Annotated in this window: 24 protein-coding genes; 18 read left to right on the top strand and 6 right to left on the bottom strand. The window is 42.6% G+C overall.

The features are described 5' to 3' along the window. The 7 genes from Q7J27_07840 to Q7J27_07810 form a co-directional block, all read left to right on the top strand. Positions 1 to 496, top strand: a 496-nt coding sequence (locus Q7J27_07840; protein MDO9529054.1) for a helix-turn-helix domain-containing protein, incomplete at its 5' end; no start/stop codon positions are given. 334 nt (positions 497 to 830) lie between these two features. Then, positions 831 to 1,091, top strand: coding sequence for a CopG family transcriptional regulator (locus tag Q7J27_07835; GenBank protein ID MDO9529053.1), 261 nt, complete (start codon positions 831 to 833; stop codon positions 1,089 to 1,091). Further along, positions 1,054 to 1,491 carry a PIN domain-containing protein gene (locus Q7J27_07830; protein ID MDO9529052.1) on the top strand — a complete coding sequence of 146 codons (438 nt, stop codon included), beginning with the start codon at positions 1,054 to 1,056 and terminating at the stop codon, positions 1,489 to 1,491. Before Q7J27_07835 ends, Q7J27_07830 begins: the two co-directional genes overlap by 38 nt. A gap of 450 nt (positions 1,492 to 1,941) precedes the next feature. Continuing rightward, entirely contained in the window at positions 1,942 to 2,334 is a 393-nt protein-coding gene (locus Q7J27_07825) for a prepilin-type N-terminal cleavage/methylation domain-containing protein (protein MDO9529051.1), read from the top strand. A gap of 618 nt (positions 2,335 to 2,952) precedes the next feature. Then, positions 2,953 to 4,122 carry an ATP-binding protein gene (locus Q7J27_07820; protein MDO9529050.1) on the top strand — a complete coding sequence of 390 codons (1,170 nt, stop codon included), beginning with the start codon at positions 2,953 to 2,955 and terminating at the stop codon, positions 4,120 to 4,122. 513 nt (positions 4,123 to 4,635) lie between these two features. After that, positions 4,636 to 4,902, top strand: a complete 267-nt coding sequence (locus tag Q7J27_07815; GenBank protein MDO9529049.1) for a type II toxin-antitoxin system Phd/YefM family antitoxin — start codon at positions 4,636 to 4,638, stop codon at positions 4,900 to 4,902. After that, positions 4,899 to 5,327, top strand: coding sequence for a type II toxin-antitoxin system VapC family toxin (locus Q7J27_07810; GenBank protein ID MDO9529048.1), 429 nt, complete (start codon positions 4,899 to 4,901; stop codon positions 5,325 to 5,327). Before Q7J27_07815 ends, Q7J27_07810 begins: the two co-directional genes overlap by 4 nt. A gap of 438 nt (positions 5,328 to 5,765) precedes the next feature. Here Q7J27_07810 and Q7J27_07805 read toward each other — a convergent pair whose 3' ends face one another. From Q7J27_07805 to Q7J27_07795, 3 genes are read right to left on the bottom strand one after another with little or no spacing between them, the layout of a single operon-like run. Then, positions 5,766 to 5,906 carry a hypothetical protein gene (locus Q7J27_07805; GenBank protein ID MDO9529047.1) on the bottom strand — a complete coding sequence of 47 codons (141 nt, stop codon included), beginning with the start codon at positions 5,904 to 5,906 and terminating at the stop codon, positions 5,766 to 5,768. A 60-nt stretch (positions 5,907 to 5,966) separates the two neighbouring features. Continuing rightward, positions 5,967 to 6,227 carry a hypothetical protein gene (locus tag Q7J27_07800; protein ID MDO9529046.1) on the bottom strand — a complete coding sequence of 87 codons (261 nt, stop codon included), beginning with the start codon at positions 6,225 to 6,227 and terminating at the stop codon, positions 5,967 to 5,969. Further along, positions 6,217 to 6,492 carry an AbrB/MazE/SpoVT family DNA-binding domain-containing protein gene (locus tag Q7J27_07795; protein ID MDO9529045.1) on the bottom strand — a complete coding sequence of 92 codons (276 nt, stop codon included), beginning with the start codon at positions 6,490 to 6,492 and terminating at the stop codon, positions 6,217 to 6,219. Before Q7J27_07795 ends, Q7J27_07800 begins: the two co-directional genes overlap by 11 nt. Positions 6,493 to 7,108: 616 nt before the next feature. Between Q7J27_07795 and xerD the strand changes: the two genes are divergently transcribed. From xerD to rapZ, 11 genes are all read left to right on the top strand, one after another. Beyond that, entirely contained in the window at positions 7,109 to 7,996 is an 888-nt protein-coding gene (gene xerD, locus Q7J27_07790) for a site-specific tyrosine recombinase XerD (protein MDO9529044.1), read from the top strand. A 97-nt stretch (positions 7,997 to 8,093) separates the two neighbouring features. Continuing rightward, the gene (locus Q7J27_07785) at positions 8,094 to 10,010 is read left to right on the top strand and encodes a tetratricopeptide repeat protein (GenBank protein MDO9529043.1); all 1,917 of its coding nucleotides are present in this window, start codon (positions 8,094 to 8,096) and stop codon (positions 10,008 to 10,010) included. Between the two features lie 191 nt (positions 10,011 to 10,201). After that, entirely contained in the window at positions 10,202 to 11,026 is an 825-nt protein-coding gene (gene kdsA, locus Q7J27_07780) for a 3-deoxy-8-phosphooctulonate synthase (protein ID MDO9529042.1), read from the top strand. Beyond that, entirely contained in the window at positions 11,023 to 11,574 is a 552-nt protein-coding gene (locus Q7J27_07775; protein ID MDO9529041.1) for an HAD-IIIA family hydrolase, read from the top strand. The genes kdsA and Q7J27_07775 overlap by 4 nt, the downstream gene beginning before the upstream one ends. Positions 11,575 to 11,780: 206 nt before the next feature. Beyond that, entirely contained in the window at positions 11,781 to 12,347 is a 567-nt protein-coding gene (gene lptC / locus Q7J27_07770) for an LPS export ABC transporter periplasmic protein LptC (protein ID MDO9529040.1), read from the top strand. Positions 12,348 to 12,404: 57 nt separating this feature from the next. Next, positions 12,405 to 12,965, top strand: a complete 561-nt coding sequence (locus Q7J27_07765; protein ID MDO9529039.1) for an LptA/OstA family protein — start codon at positions 12,405 to 12,407, stop codon at positions 12,963 to 12,965. A gap of 88 nt (positions 12,966 to 13,053) precedes the next feature. Next, positions 13,054 to 13,776 carry an LPS export ABC transporter ATP-binding protein gene (gene lptB, locus Q7J27_07760; GenBank protein ID MDO9529038.1) on the top strand — a complete coding sequence of 241 codons (723 nt, stop codon included), beginning with the start codon at positions 13,054 to 13,056 and terminating at the stop codon, positions 13,774 to 13,776. A gap of 33 nt (positions 13,777 to 13,809) precedes the next feature. Then, positions 13,810 to 15,249, top strand: coding sequence for an RNA polymerase factor sigma-54 (gene rpoN, locus Q7J27_07755; GenBank protein ID MDO9529037.1), 1,440 nt, complete (start codon positions 13,810 to 13,812; stop codon positions 15,247 to 15,249). A 724-nt stretch (positions 15,250 to 15,973) separates the two neighbouring features. Next, positions 15,974 to 16,525, top strand: coding sequence for a ribosome-associated translation inhibitor RaiA (gene raiA / locus Q7J27_07750; protein MDO9529036.1), 552 nt, complete (start codon positions 15,974 to 15,976; stop codon positions 16,523 to 16,525). 17 nt (positions 16,526 to 16,542) lie between these two features. Then, the gene (locus tag Q7J27_07745) at positions 16,543 to 17,004 is read left to right on the top strand and encodes a PTS sugar transporter subunit IIA (protein ID MDO9529035.1); all 462 of its coding nucleotides are present in this window, start codon (positions 16,543 to 16,545) and stop codon (positions 17,002 to 17,004) included. 7 nt (positions 17,005 to 17,011) lie between these two features. Next, positions 17,012 to 17,878: an RNase adapter RapZ gene (gene rapZ / locus Q7J27_07740; GenBank protein MDO9529034.1), complete on the top strand. Its 867-nt coding sequence runs from the start codon at positions 17,012 to 17,014 to the stop codon at positions 17,876 to 17,878. 69 nt (positions 17,879 to 17,947) lie between these two features. Here the strand turns inward: rapZ and Q7J27_07735 are convergent, their stop codons facing one another. The 3 genes from Q7J27_07735 to Q7J27_07725 form a co-directional block, all read right to left on the bottom strand. Beyond that, positions 17,948 to 19,273 (bottom strand): M23 family metallopeptidase, encoded by a 1,326-nt coding sequence (locus Q7J27_07735; GenBank protein ID MDO9529033.1) that lies wholly within the window; start codon positions 19,271 to 19,273, stop codon positions 17,948 to 17,950. Positions 19,274 to 19,727: 454 nt separating this feature from the next. Further along, on the bottom strand, positions 19,728 to 20,966 hold the full coding sequence (locus Q7J27_07730) for an aromatic amino acid transport family protein (protein ID MDO9529032.1): 1,239 nt from the start codon (positions 20,964 to 20,966) through the stop codon (positions 19,728 to 19,730). Between the two features lie 107 nt (positions 20,967 to 21,073). Continuing rightward, a partial coding sequence (locus Q7J27_07725) for an L-serine ammonia-lyase, iron-sulfur-dependent, subunit alpha (GenBank protein MDO9529031.1) occupies positions 21,074 to 22,035 on the bottom strand: 962 nt, incomplete at its 5' end.

Here is a 22,035-nt window from a genome sequence, read left to right as displayed (position 1 = left end):
AGGCGGCAGTTTCAGGGAAGACCTTTATTACCGCCTCAACGTAATTCTCATAAATATTCCGCCTCTGAGGGAGAGGAAGGAAGACATCCCCGTTTTGACTAAATATTTTATCGACAAATATTCAAGAGAATTTGGGAAAGAGATTAAAAAGATATCCTCCTATGCGATGGAACTTCTGATGGAATACAGATTTCCCGGCAATGTTAGGGAGCTCGAAAATATCATTGAAAGAAGCGTCACTCTTGAGACAGGCAATATTATCCTGCCGGAAAACCTTGACATTTCAGAAAATGGAAAACCCCATTGGGCCATCTCCTGGAATACTGACATACCTGATAAGGGTATCAGTTTAAATGATGAGATGGCGGAAGTTGAAAGGATTCTGATTAAAAAAGCTCTTCAGAAGGCTGAAGGTTCAAAGGCAGAAGCCGCAATACTTCTCAATATAAGCCGTGATTCCCTGAATTACAGAATTGAGAAACTGGACATAAAATAGCAGGCAAATCCCACCAAAATGGCTCTGTCGGGCGAGACGCCCGACCTACCACGCGGCGGGGGGGGAGGACAAGGCATCGGTCACTACAGTAGCGTGGGGTCTCTGTACCCCACAGAGGGAGTACGCTACTTCTCGATCTTTGTCGGGCGACACACACGCCCCCCCGACCCACCACGCAGAACAGGCGGCTCGCCTGTCGCTTTCTCATTCCCACGCTCCTGCGTGGGAACGTATAATTTCCCGCCTTCCCGTTTGGACATGTTTTTGTTCTTGACGTGTCTGCACATCGGTGTTATCATGATGTACAAACATTGTAATCATGGAGGCATCTATTGTGATACGCACACAGATTCAAATTGAAGATCAACAGGCGGAGTGGTTGAAGGCTACGGCAAAGGAAAGGGGGGTGTCCATTTCCCAGTTGATACGGGACAGCATTAACTTCTATCGTATTCGCGGGGAGCAGAGTTCCCTCAAAAAGAGAGCACTGGCCGCTGTTGGGCGTTTTGCTTCCGGATCTCACGACATCTCCGAACGCCACGATGACTATCTGACAGATGCTTACGAAACCGGGAATCGCCATGACAACAAATAATGCGGTGTTCGTGGATACGTCGGCATTCTATGCTCTTATGGATAGTTCCGACAAACATCATGCGGAAGCGGAGGCCCTGTGGACTTCTTTAATAGAAGAGAATTTTCAGCTTCTGACCACCAACTATGTTGTTCTGGAAACGGTGCCCCTCTTGCGGAACCGGCTTGGTTTTGACGCCTCAAGCCTTTGGTACAGGGATATTCTGGGTGTAGTGAAGGTTTTGTGGACTGATGAATATTTGCATCGTCTGGCTTTTGAACTCTGGCTAAGCCTGGGTAAAAGACGGTTAAGCCTTGTGGACTGCGTAAGTTTCGTTGCCATGCGGCAACACCAGAGCGTCATGGCCTTCTGTTTTGACGGGCATTTCGCGGATGAAGGTTTCGAGATTATGTCTATATGAACTGAACAGGACAGGCGTCCCGCTCGACCCACCACGCAGGACAGGCGTCTCGCCTGTCTACACACCCGTGAAAATCACATAACGATGTGTGAGAATCACACATTATCCCGCAATTACTTAAAACAAAAAACCTTCCCTCGTTAAAATCCATTGCGAAAATGAAAGATTTTCCCACGTCATTCCGAGAGCCTTAAACCATCATCCCACGTCATTACGAGGAGCAAAGCGACGTGGCAATCTCGTGAATTATCAATATGTTGTGGGATTGCTTCAGATTCCCTGGAGAATTGCGCTCCGGCGTATCCCTTTCCCTGGGTTCCGCAGTGCCGGCGTTCACAATGCCGGAGACCTAATGTGGCATATTAAATGCATTTTACCACATTGTGTCATTCCCGCGAAAGCGGGAATCCATCCAAACAAACCATACAAACCAGAAAAAGGAGGCATACTATGTTAATGAAATTGAACAAAAAGAGAGGACAGAAGGGTTTTACCCTGATTGAGCTGATGATCGTTATCGCGATTATTGGAATTCTTGCGGCGATTGCCATTCCGCAGTTCTCCAAGTACAGGGCAAGGGGTTATATGACAGCGGTAAAGTCGGATGTAAAGAATTGCTTTACGGCAGCCCAGGCATATTTCGCCGATGACGCGACTCGTGTTACGCTGACCAAGCCCGACTGCGTGACTGGAGGATTCGTAGAGACGTCTGGTGTGACAGTTACAGTTAACTCAGGTACCGCTTCTACCTTTAGCTTAAGCGGCGCTCATGAACAGCTGGATGGTACCTATGTTATGGATGCGACAGGCGCTGTAACCACCAATGATTTGGCTGCGAAGTGAACTGATTCACAAGGCGAAACTGAATCAGAGGGCGAAACTGAATCAGAAGGAGAAACTGAATCAAAGGTTAAAGGTAAATCAGAGGGTAAAGGTAAATCAAAGAATAAATAGTGATCTTTAGAGTCTAATGGGGTCAGGTCTCCGTTTGACTTATGTTTGACAAGAAGAAGAATGGAGTAAGGGCTGCATTCTCATCCCTGTGATGATTAACAGGAAAAGGGGGCTTAATCGCCCCCTTTTCCATGCTGTCTCGTTCCCACGCTCCTGCGTGGGAATGCATAAGTTTCGGGGAAAAAGGGAAAAAGGGGACAGATTTATTTTTATCCTTGAGCTTGGATAAAAGGGACAATTCCCGAAGAGGAATGGAGTTTAATACGTCAGTCGCTACAACAAGGACAGTTGGCTGGCAGTTTCAGATTTGTGGATGAGATCGAGATGGAAACGGCAAGTCTGGCGGAATTTTGTGGACAAGGGAGACCGAGCAAAGCAAACAAATAAATCTGTCCCCTTTTTCTTTAAGATGGCGAAAAAAGATTGAAAGAAATAATCAAGTTGAAAAGATTGTGAAGATATGAAATACAACTTTACATTTTCACGGAATAAAGATATGTTTCTGCCATGATTACTCGTGAAATAACACAAGAGTTGATTGAATCGGTAAAAGAATATCCGGTGGTAACTGTTTTCGGGCCACGGCAGTCCGGAAAAACCACACTTGTCAGAATGACATATCCGGACAAACCTTATTTCTCAATGGAAGATCCTGATGTCCGCATGGCCGCAGAAACAGATCCACGGGGTTTTCTAAATAATATTCCCGATGGCGCAATACTTGATGAAATACAACGTTCGCCTGAACTTTTATCATATATCCAGAGAATTGTTGATGAAAAGCAAAAAACCGGCATGTTTATTCTGACCGGAAGCCATCAGCCGGATGTTCATCAAGCGGTAAGTCAGACCCTGGCAGGCAGAACAGCCTTGCTGACCCTGCTCCCCTTTTCTCTGCCGGAGCTTTTCAAGTACAAGAAAAAGTGGGGGGCGTATGAACTAATTGTAAAAGGCGCTTTCCCGCGGTTACATCAGGAGAATCTATCCGTTACTCGTTTTTACAATGGATATGTTCAAACTTATGTGGAACGGGATGTAAGAACGCTTCTTAATGTCAAAGATCTGAATTTGTTCCAACGGTTTTTAACGTTGCTGGCCGGTCGCGTCGGACAGGTTGTCAACTATACCTCCCTGGGTAATGATATCGGGCTGTCAGTGCCATCAGTCAAGAGCTGGATAAGTATTTTAAAAGCGTCTTTTGTCGTCTTTGAATTACAACCGTTTTTTGAAAACATCAACAAGCGGGTGATAAAATCTCCAAAAATCTATTTTACTGATACAGGACTCGTTTCACATCTACTGGGAATTGAAACTGTCAATCAAGCCAAACGCGATCCCCTTCGTGGAGGACTGTATGAAAATCTTATCATCCTGGAAATATTGAAATCCCTTTACAATCAAGGTAAACGTCCGGATTTATTTTTCTATCGAGACACTCATGGGAACGAAGTCGATTTAATAATTAAGCAGCAAAGGCAATTAATCCCCATTGAAATCAAATCAGCAGCAACCTTTAACAAAGATTTTTTGAAAGGAATTTTAAAATTCAGGGAACTCTCCAAAGACCGCTGCCGACAGGGATATGTTCTGTATAACGGCAAGGATAAATACCAGCTTAATGACATTTTTGTACAAAATATTCTTATTCACGGGGGGCTGGAAAACCAGGAATTATAGGGATCATTCTTGGCAACCTCACTCATCACAACAGTTGCTTGACAGAAGAAGGGGGCTTTATCGCCCCCTTTTTCATGCTGTCTCGTTCCCATGCTCCTGCGTGGGAATACATAAGTTTCAGCCTGTTCAGGGAACAGGCCCTGCATCTTTGTTTGTGCCGATGTTTCTGTAGGGCACGTTCCCCGAACGTGCCGCATTTTCTCATTCCCATGCAGGAGCATGGGAATGAGGTCAGTATCGATTCCTTCCGCTACAGGCTTGATAAATAGGGGGCAGGGGTTTACGGTTTACGGTTTCCAGTTTACGTGAACAGTGAACCTTTTTTGAAGCGCCGCCCTCCCCGCTCCCCGACCCCCGATCCCTGATCCCAATTACATCAAAGTCCTTGCAAAAAATACCATATACGTGCAAAAAGTCCTTGTAGAAAATAACAAATTTGCGTGTTTTATTTCTTGACAAAACGGACAGGTGCCCCTACAGTTAGTCATAATAGATGACCAGTTAGGAGGACAAATGAAAAGTATAACTGTTAGCATTGCTGAAGGTAAAAAGGGGTTCAGCGGCCTTATCACGAAAGCTGTTGAAAAAAAAGAGGAGATAGTTGTTACAAAAAGGGGCAAGCCTGTTGCGGTGATTGTTCCCTATGATGAATACAAGCATTCCAAACGTCTTGAAGGGTATAGGCAAATAATGGAGGTACGGGACACTTTCTTGAAATCGGGTATTCAGGCAGGCGAGGTTTATAAAGAATCGAGAGATGAGTTAGAGGGGAAACTGTGAAACGTGTGGTTATTGATGCAAGTGTTGTTCTTAAATGGTATCTCCCCGATGAAGCACATGGAGAAAAGGCCTTGAGTTTTTTAAATGGATATATAGCAAATACTTTGAAAATCATGGGACCGTCTCTGTTGGAGTATGAGGTGACTAACGGACTTATTATTGCTTATAGGCGAGGTCGCTTCAAAAAGGAGAAAATCGTTTCTGCTGTGGAAGGTTTTCTCAATCTTGGAATCACGCTTGTAAATCTTTCTGAACTTTATCACGGGGCCATCACTTATTGCAAAGATTATAACTGTTCTGTCTATGATGCAAGTTATCTGGCCCTGGCAAGGGAGAAAGGCATTGATCTGATCACGGCCGATGAAAGATTGTATAACAATGTAAAGAAAGATCTCGATTGGGTAAAACTGTTAGGTGATATTTAATGGACTCGTAAAAAGTCGGATTTCGTTCCTCTCTGTCATTCCCGCGTAGGCGGGAATCCAGTTATTATAAGGTGTTATAGACTCCCGCCTGCGCGGGAGTGACAAGATTTAGACTTTTTACGGGTACATCGAGAGCTTTGCATAATACCAATATTGTCATTGCGAGCGAAGCGAAGCAATCTCATAACATATTGATAATTCATAAGATTGCCGCGTCGCTAAAGCTCCTCGCAATGACCAGAATTGCAGTTTTGCAAAGCTCTCACATCATGTTTGATACACTCGTAAAAAGTCAGTTTTTGTCACCCTGAATTTATTTCAGGGTCTCGAACTTACTGAAATAATTAGATGCTGAAACAAGTTCAGCATGACAAATGGTGCAGTTTACGACTTTTTACGAACTTGTCATGTTTGAGTAGGACAAAATTTTGATATAGTTTATGGTTCGAACAGTTTCAACCCGTGAACCGCTTTATTACTTTCATTAATTGCCTTTGCATCGATCTCAACTGTTCCAAGAAGCCCTGCAAGTTTTTTCAATTTTAACCTCCGGATTTGTTCCTTAACCGCTACTATCACCGCACTGGTTTTGTTTTTTGCATGGGTAAAATTCAGCAATTCTAAAACTCTGGCCCGGGGTTATAATCCTTCCTCCTTCAGTAAGTCATGGGTTCCAACTCGCCGGAGTTCTAATATTTGATCTATGTTTCGGAAAGTCAACCGGTAGCTTTTACTTATCCTGATCTCGAATCTATCTGTACCCTTAAGTTTTTTCAGGCCGAGTGAGGGATGCCCAGGATTCTCCAGAAAACGAAGCAGTTGTTTATCAACGCGGGTTTGAATCTTCTGTGGGAGGCTCCGATAATCCTTTAAAAAAGAGTTGGTGCGTCTAATCTTCACCGTGGAGATCCTTTAAGAGGTCTTTCATTTTATCGAACTCGCGATACCGACCAGCGGATATGTCCTGATCTGCCTCCCTCTCTTTTGTTTGCCACTCTGGAGTCCAAAACCATGCCTGGTCTCGCGGGACCTTGACAGTTTTGATAGGGATCAGGCGGGCAGTGTTTTTTTCTATTTCGAATTCTACCTCATCTCCCGGTTGAAGACCCATAGTCTCCATAACTTTTTTAGGAATAGATATCTGTCTCTTACTGCTAATTTTCATAACTTTACCTTATTGTTGTTTTACTGTATGATAGTTTTTACTTGTATCTTTGTCAAGCAGAAAAGGGTGAATTCAACAAGCCGAGAGCTTTGCATAATGCCAATATTGTCATTGCGAGCAACACGCGGCGCAAGCGCCTGCGCTGCGCGAGCGAAGCAATCTCGCAACATATTGATAATTCATGAGATTGCCGCGTCGCTAAAGCTCCTCGCAATGACCAGAATTGCAGTTTTGCAAAGCTCTCAAGCCATTGACACAGGATGCATTTAAGACTCATATTATAAACTGTCTCGGCAAGTCTGGTATCAGGAGAAAATGCTCGAAAAAAACTGGAACAGTAGAACGGTAACGTTCTTGTTATACATAACGATCTTCGGATTTGTAATCACTGAAGTTCTTCTTAACCTAACCCCGCCTATATCAAGAGATGCCCTCATTCCCACCAAATTATCCTTCCTCTACCGATAAACTATTGATGCCAGGCCGGCAGAATTGAAAGTTTTACTCGGTGTTCCTCTCCAATTGGAAGATCGAAACAAAGAAATATGATACTTGCAATCCTTGCCAGTATTTTTTAGACTCTGCTGGTATGAATTTTCAGTGAGGTAGTGGTAACGTGTATCGTTATGTTGATGAATATCTGAATTTCCTCGCCGTTGAAAAAGGTGTTTCTCTCAATACCCTGGAGGCTTACAGCAGGGATTTGATCAGGTATGTGGAATTTATGCAAGATGGAGGCATTAAAGCCGTTGGAGGTATCACCTCTGATGAAGTTATCGCCTACTTGGGAAAATTGAGAAAAAGCGGCCTGACGGCAAATTCCGTCAATAGAGGACTCGCAGCCCTCAGGGGATTCTATAAATACCTTATTCGTGAAAACATTGTTGTTGAAAATCCTGTAGCCAATATTGAATTTGCCAGGGTCTGGATGCGCCTGCCCGACACTTTGAGCATGGAAGAAATGAATCTTCTTCTCAGGCAGCCGGACACGAAAACTTTCTCCGGCATAAGGGATAAAGCAATGCTGGAACTCATGTATGCGACCGGAATTCGCGTTTCAGAATTGATTTCGCTAACCATAAACAGCATCAACTGGCAGGTGGGGTATCTGATCACGATTGGAAAGGGCAACAAGGAAAGAATTGTTCCGATAGGTAAAACTGCTATTGATTCTCTGGATCGATATGTTAAGGATATCAGGCAGAAATTTTTAAAAAAAACCACAACAAATATCTTTTTTCTTAACAGGTATGGAAGGGGCCTAACGAGGCAGGGATTCTGGAAGATAGTGAAAAAATATGTTAATAAGGCAGGACTGCAAAAAAAGGTGCACCCTCACACATTCAGGCATTCTTTTGCAACTCATCTTCTGGAAGGGGGAGCAGATCTCCGCTCCGTCCAGGTAATGCTTGGACATGCGGATATATCAACAACTCAAATTTACACTCATATTACCAGAGAAAGATTGAAGAAGATTCATAAGAAATATCATCCCAGAGGCTAAGGGACAGGAGTCAGGAGTCAGGAGTCAGGAGTCAGAATTCAGGAGACAGGGGTCAGGAGAAAATAATTCTTTTCCGATTTCCGAATTACGGTTTAGTATGATGGATCATTACAGTTCTAAAAGAGAAGAAAAGCAGAGTGAAATTCCGAAGAGGGGTTTGAATTTACCCGTTTGGGTGCTTGTTATTGTTGTACTCATATCTTTTGCGGGAGGGATGTTTTTTGATCGTTTCTACAGGGCAAAGGTTAATAAATTAATCTTTTATACCTCTAAGATGAAAAGTGTATTTCTTTCCACTGTCCTGGGACATGAACCGGAATTTTATTATCTGGACGTTGAAAAAAATGGGAAGGACTATAGATTGACAAAAGATGATGTCTTCGAAGTTTCCTATCGTGATGAGTTTGTCATAAAAAGCGTTTCCTCTGATTCCCTCTTTGGCAGGGGAATCGCTGTCGATGTTGAAGGAATAGGACATAGAAACGACTTCAGAGTATTGCTAAAAGGCATTGAATTAGTTGATAAATTAACTACAACAAAGAAACAGCATTCTAACACGGATTATAAAATTGACGTCAGGTATCATGATAAGAGCATTGCCTCGATTCCCATAAGGGTAGAGATTACACCACAGGACTGGTTGAGATTCGCCAGAAGGTCCAAAAATGAAGGTTCGCAGATTGATTATCTGAAGCGGGCAATAAATATGAACAAAAAGGACATCAGTGTCCGCAAGATGCTTGCGCGTGTTTACGTTCGCAAGGGAATGCTAAACAGTGCAATGTCTCAATATCAGTATATTCTGAAGCTAAAACCGGACGATACGGATGCACTGGTTGGATTGTCAAATTGTTACATAAAAAAGAAGGCGTATGACAAGTCACTGCCGATTTACAGGAGGATCATCCGGCTTAATCCCGAGGATGCTTCTGTATATGCTAACATTGCCTTTGCTTATGGGAAACTGGGAAGGTGGGAGAATGCTATTGCAAACTATATTGCATCATTAAAAGTTAATCCGAACGACATGATGGTTCGTTACAACTTAGCGGTTGCCTATGAAAAAAACAATAAAATCGAATATGCTATTAGAGAATACAGACATGTTTTTAAAAAGATGCCGCATAACGTAAATGTTATGGCTGGTCTGGCCAGTGCTTATTTCAGTTCCGGAAACTATGACGAGTCTATAAAGTTATTTAAAGAAGTTATAAAAAAACAACCCCGAAATGCGTCAGCATATGCGAATATCGGACTGGCTTACGGGGGAAAGGGGTTATGGAAAAAAGAATTGGCAAGTTATAAGAAGGCCATATCACTAAACCCGAAAGATCCGGTGATCCATTTTAATTTAGCCGTCGCCTATGAAAAGAGAAATCGTTACCGAGATGCGGTAGCCGAATACAGCGCGGTACTGAAGATCAACCCTGATGATACTGATGCCATGAATGGGCTGGCGAATTGTTATCTCAGGGATAAAAAATACAGCAGTGCAATCAAACTCTATGAAGAGATTGCAAAGATTTCACCCAGGAACAGTTCAGTATATGCCGGTCTTGGATTCGCATATGGACAGACAAAAAAATATAAACAGGCGACTAAAAACTATGAAAAGGCGCTCAAATATGGTTATCATCCAGCCATGGAGGAATTGAACCTTCTTGCGGAATATTATGTGAAAATGAAGAGTTATAACAGCGCCATCAAAGCCTATGAAAAGATGATTAAGCTGGATCCCAAAAAGGCGGAGATTTACTCAGGGCTTGCTCATATTTATAGTCTTAAGGGTAATACCGACAAAGAAATTGAATACTACAAAAAATCATTAAGTTACGATCAGGAGGACTATATGGTGTATCTTAATCTGGGAGGTGCTTATGAAAGGAAAGAGATGTACGGAGATGCCCTCAGGGAATACACCAGCGCATATCAACTCAATCCCGATTCAAGTAAAGCTGCCAGGAAAATACCGGAGATGAGGATAAAAATATTACAGCAGAAATATAAGGAGTAAACAGCTATCGGCTTTAGCCGACAGCTTGAGGCACAAAGCAACAAAGGCACAGAGGCACAAAGAAAAGAAATTAAAAATCATAAGTTGTAGGGTCGGGTTTTATGCCCGACCGGCTGGCGGGTGGCATGGACAAACCATGTGCCGGACCTTGGTCCGGTATTGTTTGTCCGTGCCAAAAGAAAGGAAAATCAATGAAGCAAATAATCTTACAAGATTTCGTTATTGGAGATGGAGCTCCCTTTGTACTTATTGCCGGTCCCTGTGTAATTGAAAATCAAAAAGAAACCAGAAAGATAGCAATATTTCTGAAGAGAGTTGCAGGTGATCTTGGCATACCGTTAATATTCAAGGCATCCTATGACAAGGCAAACCGAACTTCCATAAATTCTTACAGAGGACCCGGTTTGACAAAGGGACTCCAGATTCTAAAGGACATCAAGGAAGAATTAAAAATCCCCGTTCTTTCTGACGTCCATCGTTTTGAAGAGATTGAAGATAGTTCGCTGGTGCTGGATGTAATGCAGGTGCCGGCGTTTCTCTGCCGGCAGACGGACTTCGTAAAGGAGATTGCCGGGAGTGGTAGAATAATAAACATAAAAAAGGGGCAGTTTCTTGCACCCTGGGATATGTCTAACATACTTACAAAGGTTTCATCTACCGGAAATGAAAACATTATGATTACGGAAAGAGGGACGAGTTTTGGTTATAATAACCTTGTTTCTGACTTTCGTTCTCTTCCCATGATGAGAGATATGGGATATCCCGTTATTTTCGATGCCACTCATAGCGTACAGTTTCCCGGCGGTTTGGGCAATGTCTCCGGTGGGCAGAGAGACATGATACCATATCTTTCAAGAGCGGCGGTTGCTGTTGGAATCGACGGCCTGTTTTTAGAGGTTCATCCCGATCCTGAACGTGCACTCTGTGATGGCCCCAATTCTCTTTATCTTGACGCTCTTCCAGATCTTCTTGGTACGTTAAAGAAAATAGATGGAATAGTGAAGAAAGGCAAATGATGAATAAATCTCTCACTCTTAATGAAAATTTGTTAAAAAAGATCAGGTGCATCAAACTTTTAATTCTGGATGTCGACGGGGTTCTGACTGATGGAAGAATAATTATTGATGATCTTGGAAATGAAACAAAGAATTTTGATGTCAGGGACGGGCATGGGCTGAAGCTCCTGATGAAATACGGTATTGATGTTGTTCTTTTGACCGGGAGAAAATCAAAAGTGGTAGAATATCGTGCTAAAGAACTTGATGTTACCGAGGTTCATCAGAATGCTAAAAATAAGGTGGAGGTCTTGGAAGATATCCTCCGGAAGAGAAAAATCAAAGGTGATAGCGTTGCGTATGTCGGTGACGATATCGTTGATGTTCCCGTCTTCTCGAAGGTAGGCTTCTCGGTGGCTGTGGCGGATGCAGTAATTTATGCAAGAGAGGCAGCCGATTACATTACGGAAAAAAGGGGAGGAAGAGGCGCGGTCAGAGAGATATGCGAGATGATTCTCAAGGCGCAGGGAAAATGGGGAGAAATTGCCTCTAAATACGACCTGAACTGAACAGCGAGCACATTATTCTTCGAATTACTTCGGACCCCGTTGCTAACGGCGGCGTTAGCGAGCGACTAAAATCAACCATTTTCCTTAACAGTCGGAGATTCCCCGCAGCTTGCGGCGGGGAGCTTCAATAATTGACACCCCCCCTTTACTTATCTCGAATAGAGTGATACATTGATTGAAGCAAAATAAGTGCCAGTTGTGAAAGAATGTTAAAAAAATTTTTTAAGTCGAGGAAAAAGGTTCTTCTCATTGGAGGGCTGCTTGTTCTGGTAGGCCTGTCAGCGGTATGTGTGTGGCTGAAAGAGGGCATTAAAACGAAAGAGGATATCCTGCTGAAAATAATGTCAGAAAAGATCGACCTCAGGGTGAAAGATGTCCATTATACCGAGGTGGGTGATCCCGATTCCATCTGGGAGATAAACGCGGATACTGCAAGGTATGCAAAAAAAGAGAAACTCGTTTTTTTTGATAACATCAGGGTAAAGCTCATCATGTCCGACGGCAGGACCTTCGTAATGACCGGAAAATCCGGTCGTTTACATACGGACACAAAGAATATTGAGGTATTTGGAAATGTCGAAGTAACATCAGATAAAGGTGATCGCTTTACAACAGACCATCTCAATTATTCTTCTTCTGATAAGGAAGTGTATACCGACAAACGTGTTACAATGAAAAACCCGCAAATAGAAATAAGCGGAATCGGGATGACTCTTTCGATGAAGAATGAAAAAGTGACGCTATTGTCCAGGGTAAATGCCGTTATAAAATAGAAACAGCATTCAGCTGTCAGCTTTCAGTTAAAGCATCAAAGGGGATTAGGGTATAATATGGTAAGAAAAATTTTCTTAATATCGCTGGCCGTGCTGGTAATTGTTTCTTTTTCAAAAATTTCAGTCAGGGGTAGTGAGCCGGAAAAAGAAACTGAAAATAAAAAGAGTGCACCGATACAGATTGTATCAGATCGCCTCGATGCATATAATGACAGGGGGCTTGTCGTATTTTCCGGAAATGTTGTAGCAACCCAGGAAGACAAAATCATCAAATCGGATAAACTATTTCTGCATTACAAAAAGAGGGAAGGGGAGTCTAAAAAAGTAGGATCCAAGAATATTATAAAAGCGGGAGAACTGGAAAAAGCCGAAGCGAAAGGAAATGTTAGAATAACACAGGGTGAAAGGATTGTTACTGGTGAAAACGCAGTTTTTTATAACGACTCACAAAAAGCTGTTGTGACCGGTAACCCTGTCATGCAAGATGGAGACAACATAATCAAAGGCGAGAAGATAATTGTTTTGCTGGAGGAAAATAGAGGTATCGTTGAAAGCACTCCAGGCAGCCGGGTAACGGCAACAATTTATCCAAAAGAAACAGAAGGTGAAAAAAAATAAGGTCTGTTCCGCCTTTAAAAATAATTATGCAAACCTTTTCAGACATACTGCTGGTGTGTTTGATTGTAATCGTGGATCATGGTAGTTTATGGAAAAACTTTCAGCAACAGGATTAATAAAAATTTATGGTGGCAGACGGGTCGTAAATGGGGTCAATCTGGAAATTAACCCCGGAGAGGTAGTCGGTCTTCTGGGACCCAACGGTGCCGGGAAAACAACAATTTTTTATATGATGTTGGGTCTTATAAAACCAGATGGAGGAAACATTGCACTCAATGGGGAAGATATCAGCGAATATCCCATGTACATCAGGGCGAGAAAGGGTATAAACTATTTGCCCCAAGAGCCGTCAATATTCAGGAAGCTCACAGTCGAAGAAAATATAATGGCAATCCTTGAAACACTTGATATAGATAAAGACGAAAGGACAAACAGGTTAAAGGAACTTCTGGAAGAATTGGATCTCTCTCATCTAAGTAAAAACAGGGCCTACTCACTATCCGGCGGGGAACGAAGAAGGGTGGAAATTACGAGGGCTCTTGTAACATCTCCCAAGTATATGCTTCTCGATGAGCCCTTTGCCGGGATTGATCCCCTTGCGGTGGCAGATATTCAGCAAATAATACGTAAACTTAAATCAAAAGAAATTGGCATAATAGTATCTGATCATAATGTCAGAGAAACTCTTTCAGTTTGCGACAGGGCATATATAGTAAATGAGGGTACCATACTGGTGGAAGGTTATCCGGATTATATCGCCAATAGCGAAATAGCAAAGAAGATTTATCTTGGAGATGATTTTCAGTTATAATGAAATTTAGCGTTTAAATCAGGTAGAGAAAAAATGGCCTTTGAACTCAGACAAAGCCTTAAACTGACTCAGCAGTTGATAATGACACCGCAGCTGCAACAGGCAATCAAGCTCCTTCAGCTTTCGAGACTGGAACTGGTTGATATGGTCAATCAGGAAATGGAGGAAAATCCTCTGCTTGAAGAGGGAACTGCTGATGATTCTTTTGAAAGCGAGACAGCTCCTGAGATTGATGAAATAAAAGCCATTGATAGAACAGAAGAAATTACAGGGGAAGGTGACGGCAAGGAAGAATTTGATTGGGACAGTTATCTTGAAGATTATGGTTCCACAGGGGGGACATATAACCGGGAGGATGCAGGTGCCCCATCATGGGATAATATGTTAACAAAGACAACCTCCCTGACCGATCATCTCATGTGGCAACTCAATCTTTCATACCTTTCAGATTCCGAAAAACAGGTTGGCAGGCAGATAATAGGAAATCTTGATGTTAACGGATATTTGACTGCATCTCTGGACGGAATTTCTGAGCGAGAAGCGGTTGATATAAGTTTTACTGAAAAGGTTCTTAAGAAAATCCAGGGACTTGATCCCCCTGGCATTGCCGCAAGAGATCTGAAAGAATGCCTTCTAATTCAGGCAGATCTCCTCGGTGTTTCAAATCCACTGATAGAAGTGATCATAAAAGAACATTTGCATAATCTCGAAACGAGAAATTATGCCAATATTGCCAAAAAACTTAAAGTTCAGCTCTCTGATGTATTACAAACGGTTACTGTAATAAGTAATATGAATCCCAAGCCGGGACTTCCTTACAATGAAGAAAGATCTCAGTATATTATTCCTGACGTATTTGTTTTCAAGATGGGTGATGATTATAGGATTACTTTGAATGACGATGGTTTGCCAAGGCTTAGAATAAGCAATTTTTACAGAGAAATTCTTGGGGGCATAAACGAAAATTCAGGAGCAAAGAGCTGCAAAACATATATTAAAGAAAAATTGCAATCTGCTACGTGGCTTATTAAAAGTATACAACAGCGGCAAAGAACCATTTATAGAGTAACAGAAAGTATTGTAAAATTTCAAAAAGAGTTTTTTGAGAAGGGAATTGATTGTTTGAAACCGCTGATTCTGAGAGATGTGGCCGATGATATAGAAATGCATGAGTCAACAATAAGCAGAGTGACTACTAATAAGTATATGCATAGCCCGAGAGGAATATTTGAGTTAAAATATTTCTTTAACAGTAGCATAAACAGGATAAGCGGTGATCCCGTAGCGTCGGAGAGCGTCAAAGAAAATATAAAAAAAGTGATCAGAGAAGAAGATCAGACTAAACCATACAGTGACAGTCGAATTGTTGAAATTATGGAGATTCAGGGTATATCTATAGCGAGGAGAACCGTAGCTAAATACAGAGAAATGATGGATATCCTTCCATCATCGAAGAGGAGAAAGTATTTTTGACGGCTTTCTAAAAAATCCTCAGCGTACTATAAATGCTGGTCATTCCCCAGGATTTGTACGCCTTGCATCTGGAACTTTCTACTTTACCGTCTCAAGTTTGATGCACTCGTAAAAAGTCATAACCTGCACCATTTGTCATCCTGAACTCGTTTCAGGATCTCACTTGTTTCAGCATCTAATCATTTCAGTAAGTTAGAGACCCTGAATGATCCTGAAACAAGTTCAGGACATGATTTTGGGTGACAAAAAATGAGTTTTTACGAGACCATCATTGTTGACAAGTTCGTAAAAAATCTTTTCGGAGCGAATTCGAAGAATAACGTAAGTAATTTAAGCATTTTGGGGAAAAGATGCTGATAGTGACCGGCGTTAAGAAAATCTAACTGTTTGAGTGCGTTAGCACGAGTTTTAGATTTTTAGCCGGGCAATAACAGCATTCCCAAAATGGTTCTGAGCAAAGAAAACTGACTTTTTACGAGTGCATCATTGTTTACAAGTAAAAAAATGGGTTGACTTTTTGCTCTGACTTAAATACATGTGGGCGCTTAGCGATTAGCCATCAGCTATCGGCAGAAACAAACCTCTATTTTGCTGATGGAAAGGTTTGCATAATAGATTGCCACGTCGCCCTGCTCCTCGCAATGACCAGAAAAGTAGTTATGCAAACGTCTCGATGGCTGATTGTTGAACGCTCGCAATCTCTATATAACAGGAGGAATTGTTCATGCAGATTTCTGTAACCGTTAAAAATGCAGAATCAGAAGTTTGGTTCAAGGACTATATAAAAGAAAGATTAGAGAAGCTGAAAAAATATATAGACACACCGATAGAAGCTCGTGTTGTTCTTTCCGTGGAAAAATTCAGAAATGTGGCTGAGGTCACTTTATTAGCCGCAGGGGTAAACATAAATGGTAAAGAAGAAGCCAAAGATATGCAACTTGCCATTGACAGTGTTATAGAAAAGATTGAACGTCAGATGAAAAAACATAAGGGGAAAATAAGAAGCAGGAAAACCAGTGTTTCCAAAAACAAAGACATTAGCCCTGTTGAATCAACATCTGAAGACTATGAAGATTTAGGGGAAGATTTAGAACGCTCAAAAGTGGTAGAAATAAGAAAAATCGTGCTGAATCCGATGTCTCTTGAAGATGCTATTATGGAAATAGAATCTTCTAAAAACAGATTCGTCCTTTACAGGGATTCGTTTTCCGAGAAGGTCAATCTTATATACCGGCGGGAAGATGGAAACTATATTTTGATAGAAGCTCTAAGTTGAAGTTAGAGGTAGATTATATGAATATTACAGACATATTTAAAAAAGAATTTATAATTGAGGAATTAAAATCAAGAACAAGACGGGAAGTTCTTACGGAACTGTCGCAAATATTTTCACATGCTAATATTAGAGTTGATTACGATAATATGGTTGAGGTATTACTCGAAAGGGAAAAGCTGGGAAGTACCGGTATAGGCGCTGGAATCGCAATACCTCACGGAAAACTTGCCGGTCTTGAAAATCTCATAGTTTCTTTTGGAAGAAGTACGGATGGAATAGATTTCGATTCTATGGATGGTAAGCCTGTTCACATTTTCTTCTTATTGATGGCACCGGAAAATTCAACCGGTCAGCACCTGAAGGCGCTGGCAAGAATATCGCGTATGCTCAAAGATGACTCCTTCAAAACAGACCTTATAAAGGCAACATCGGTAGAAAGTTTATACGGGATAATTATAGAAAAAGACAAGGCTTGTTAGAAAGATTATGAATAACTTGCGTGTTGTAATAATAACCGGGCTTTCTGGTTCAGGTAAGAGTACAGCACTTCGAACACTGGAAGATATCGGTTTTTTCTGTGTGGATAATCTGCCCGTTGTCCTCCTTCCCAAGTTTCTTGAGATACAGACCACCCCTTCGGATGAAATATCAGAAATTGCGCTGGTAATGGATTTAAGGCAAAAATCTTTCCTGGAGAAATATACGGAAATATTCCGCCAGTTGAGGGAGAAGCAATACAAAATCGAGATATTGTTTCTTGATGCAAGCGATGAAGCCCTCTTACGGAGATTCAGCGAAACCAGGAGGGCGCATCCTCTCTCTGAAAAGGGTTCTGTCATCGATGGTATAATCCTGGAGAGGAATAAATTATCATCACTAAAAGAGATGGCAGACAAGGTTATTGAAACGTCATCATATAATGTCCATCAGCTAAAAGACGCTATTCAGAGAAATTATCTTTCTCCTTCTACCATTAAAAGGCCAGTAATCAATCTGACCTCATTCGGATATCACTATGGCCTGCCTCTCGATGCAGATGTTGTTTTAGATGTCAGGTTTCTTCCCAATCCTCATTTTGTAGAGGGCTTGAAGGATTTCAATGGTAACAGTAAGAAAGTTCAAGATTATGTTATGGAATGTAAAGAAAGTAAGATGTTTCTCCAAAAGTTATTTAAATTAATGGCATATCTAATGCCTCTCTATAAAAAGGAAGGGAAAGCAAATATCAATATCGCTCTTGGATGCACCGGAGGAAAACATAGATCTGTTGTAATGCTGAATCAGTTGGGAAAACATTTTTTAGACAGGGATTATATTGCAAATATAAAACACAGGGATATTAAAAGAAGTTAAAAAAGTGCCTAAAGTTTAAAGTGAACTAAAGTGCCTAAAGTTAAGGATTTTAGTCAGTTTAACTTTAGATCACTTTAAACTCAGCTTTTTCTCCACATTATCTTTTATCCAGTGAGAATCCCACCATTCCAGGGGATCCACAAATCTACCCCCAACCAACATACTGAAATGCAGGTGATCTCCTCCGGCGAGACCTGACGTGTCACTATATCCTATCAGTTCACCTTTTGCCACCATCTGTCCTTCCTTGACCTTCATCATTCCCAGATGAGCGTAAAGACTGAACAGGCCAAGACCGTGGTCTATTATTACGGTGTCGCCGTAAATCCCGATGTAGCCGGCAAAAAACACCTTTCCACTGTTTGATGCCTCGACCGGAGCATGCTGTGTAGAAGCAAGATCTATTCCCATGTGGATACTCTTGCTTACGGCCTTGCCCTTATAATAATAGGTTCTTCTGTCTCCGAACCCGGCTGTTGTGGCAGCATTTTTCATTCTGAGAAAAGGGCCTTGCCAGAGTTGTTTCTGCTCTGATCTTTTACAGATCGAGTGAATTGTATCGAAATTATCCTCCCGTATTTGCTTATTTACATATTGGAAAGCTTTCAACAGCGTCATTTCCCGTAAGCTGGTGTTTAGCTGTTGAAACTCCGGCATTTTTCGTTCCAGAAAGCTGTCTGTGAGATTTATGTTATCTGTACGGAATTTTTTGTTCCTTATATAGCAAGGAAGAGCTTTTAGCGATTCATTTCCTGCACTGTCGCTGAGGATGATTCCTATCCTGGCACTTTCCCTCTTTGCGTCAACGGGAAACGCAAAATATGCGATATAATAAGATTTGCCTGCAATATTGATCGGATATCCCGGGAAAAAATCATCTCCGACATTAACGCCATTTTTGACAACCTTTTCGGACACACCATAAATCGCAACACATGAACCGCCAGGGTTGATATAGTGAGCAGAACTCAGCAGATATACACGAGGCGGGGTTGTGTCAATGATTACCTTGATATCGAGGGTAGATCTGTTCTTGCGAAGGGAATAGTCAACTGCCGATATGTTAATCACGGCCTCTCCCTCGCGCAATTTCAGGTTCTTAGGGTCTATTTCTATATTAAAAGTTTTTTCTTTTATCCCTTTTGTGGGGAAATCTTCAGAATAGAGAGTGTGCTTTTCCCCGTTCTGGGAAATTATTACAACGATGTTTCTAAGTCCTCTCTTTTTATCTGTGGCAGTAATGTCAACCAATTTTTTTTGGCCGATTGTGTCAATGGTTTGACTCAACTTCAGCACAGGTTTTTCACCCTCATAATAGGTGCTGAAAAGCCACCAGCATCCGCCCAATATAAGTATTACAGATAAAATAATCAGGTATTGTTTGGCATTTTTCATCGAATATCTCTCCCTTTGGCCAAATTAGATAAGTAGACCTTCATAAGGATTTCCTTTTTTGCGGGGGAAGTATAGAGTGAATGCCCTTTTGCGTCAAGGAAAAGTGACCACCCTAAAATAGACATTGAAAATAAAGACTGTCCTCCCCATCCCGTAGGACAGCCGTCTCGGCTGTCTAAGCGATTCACCATTATGGACAGGCGGGACGCCTATCCTACTGTGAGAGCTTTGCAAAACTGCAATTCTGGTCATTGCGAGGAGCTTTAGCGACGCGGCAATCTTATGAATTATTAATATGTTACGAGATTGCTTCGCTTTGCTCGCAATGACAATATTGGTATTATGCAAAGCTCTCACTGTGTTGGAAGGGTCAATGTCTATTTTGGGGGACCATAAAATGTTTTGTGCCCGCTTGTGAAACTGTAAACAGCTTTCCCAAGACTTGAAAAATCGATCACTTGCCTCCATGAGCCCCTATGTTGGGTGCCCAGTATTCCACGGAGGGATGTATGTGGAGCAGGCCGCACTCCTGCCCGATCTCGAGGGCCAGCAAGAGGGCAAAGAGGGCAAACATGGCCATTCCGAGCAACCGCATCCGTGACGATTTCGACTGTCTGATAACGATAATGCTGGGAAGGATACCGAAAAGAATGACGATACCCACTCCGCCGACAATATCGATAGCTTTGAGAAAGATATCGGGATAAATCACCGAAATCGTAAGAGGCGGCAAAAAGGCCAGGATAATTGTCAAAAATCTGCTCTTTTTGTGGAAAAAGTTTTCCGTCAGATCATCAACAAACCCCATCAGCCCGATACCGTTGGCCATATAAGAAGTGGTAATGGCCAGCAATGCAAAGACCATCGATCCCGTAGCGAATAAATGGGATTGTATGATCCGGGAGAGCGGTATGGTCGCAGGAAGATTTTGTTTAAAGGCCTCAAGAAGACTACCGGCGCCTCCGGTCAGGGGCAGGGCACCAACGCCAACCTGTATCCAGATGGCATTCATTACAAACCCCAGTGTCATTCCCAGGAGCATGGCCTTCCAGATGGCAGCATTATTCCATTTCAGGTCATGACATATGGTAGGGATGATATTATGAAAGTGAAAGGCCGTAACAATAATCGGAGCCGCCGCCGGTAAATATGCCCAGTCCGTATAGGCAAAGCGGCTCACCACGACATGCTCCTCACCCTGAAACACAATGATGGCAAAGGAGAGAAAAAGTATCATCATGATTAAGGTGTTATATTTTCTGACGATGCTGATGTCCATCACGGTCAGACCAGTGACAATAAGGAAAAAAACCGCCATTACCACGACGGCTGGTACAGGAAGATGGAAGAGACTTGTTATGATCGTCGCCCCTCCCGTCAGATAGGCAGTAAGAAGACCATACAGGATGAGCAGATTTGCCAGGACAGCTATCCATTTCCCCAGATTTCCCAGATGTTTCTGATACAGGCTGGGATAATTGAAGGTTGCTTTACGTTCCTTAGAGGCCTCATTTCCCAGGACAATTGCCGTAAAGAACATGGCACTTCCGATAATGGTCATTCCCACAAGCGATGGGATAAAACCGGACAATCCGGTATTGATTGGAAGAGCCAGAATACCTGCCCCAATGAGGTTTCCTGTAATTAGAAAGGCGACGGTCAATATCAATACTGTCGGTATTTTCTCTTTCATAGCAAACTCGACCCCCCTACAAATCCTTCCCGATAAGCGTGATTGTATCAATCGTCACGTCAGTGTACTCTTGATAGAATAGGAATTCCGCAAGAAAAAAAGTTCTTTCAACATCGTACCAGCAATGCCAGCCCGCCCCGGGATGTTTCCCGGTATTTTTCATTCATATCACGACCAGTTTCAGCCATGGCCGTGATAGCTTTATCCAGACCTACCATATGAAATTCCGCCGTCTCGGCACTGGCTATCAGAGCGGCCGTGTAGGCCTTCACGGCACCCATGGCGTTCCGTTCAATACAGGGGATCTGTACATACCCTCCCACGGGATCGCAGGTCATGCCCAAATGGTGTTCAAGAGCCGTTTCCGCTGCATTTTCCATGATTTCAAACCGGGATGTACGCGCATAGGCAAGCATAGCGGCTCCCATGCTCGATGCCACCCCCACTTCCCCCTGGCAGCCGACCTCCGCACCGGCCACGCTGGCGTTTTTTTTTGCCAGAAAACCCACAACGGTGGCAGCCAGAAAGCCGCGGACAATATCGTCTATGGGCAAGCGCAAATGGTGTTTCATGGTGTAGACAATACTTGCCATCACCCCCGCCGCACCGCATGTGGGGGCGGTCACAACCCGGTGGCCTGCAGCGTTTTCTTCTGCGGCAGCGAATGCATAGGCGCTCAAGTAAACCAGAAAACGATCGGCAATCTTCGACTGCTTCTTTGCATTTCTGAAAAGAACCGATGCCTTGCGATGCAGACCCAGAGGACCCGGAAGAACACCTTCGCGTTCAATTCCCCCTTCGACGGCAGACTCCATGGCCATGATGATACGAATTATATCCTCTCGAATGCGATGCCCGCTCATTCCCGTAATGGCTGTTTCGTTTTCCATGATCAGCTCATGTAAGGGAAGATTCTGTGCATCCATAATTTTTTTCAACTCAGCAGCCGTTTTATAGGAATATACCGGTACGCCCCTTGCAGGTGGGTTCCATGCTTTCCTTTGCAGAAATCCGCCACCAACCGAATAATATTCCTTTTCAAAAAGAACTCTCTTCTGCCCCCTCAACC

Source organism: Syntrophales bacterium (assembly GCA_030655775.1).
Taxonomy (GTDB): domain Bacteria; phylum Desulfobacterota; class Syntrophia; order Syntrophales; family JADFWA01; genus JAUSPI01.
This window is presented reverse-complemented; position numbering and strand designations above follow the sequence as displayed.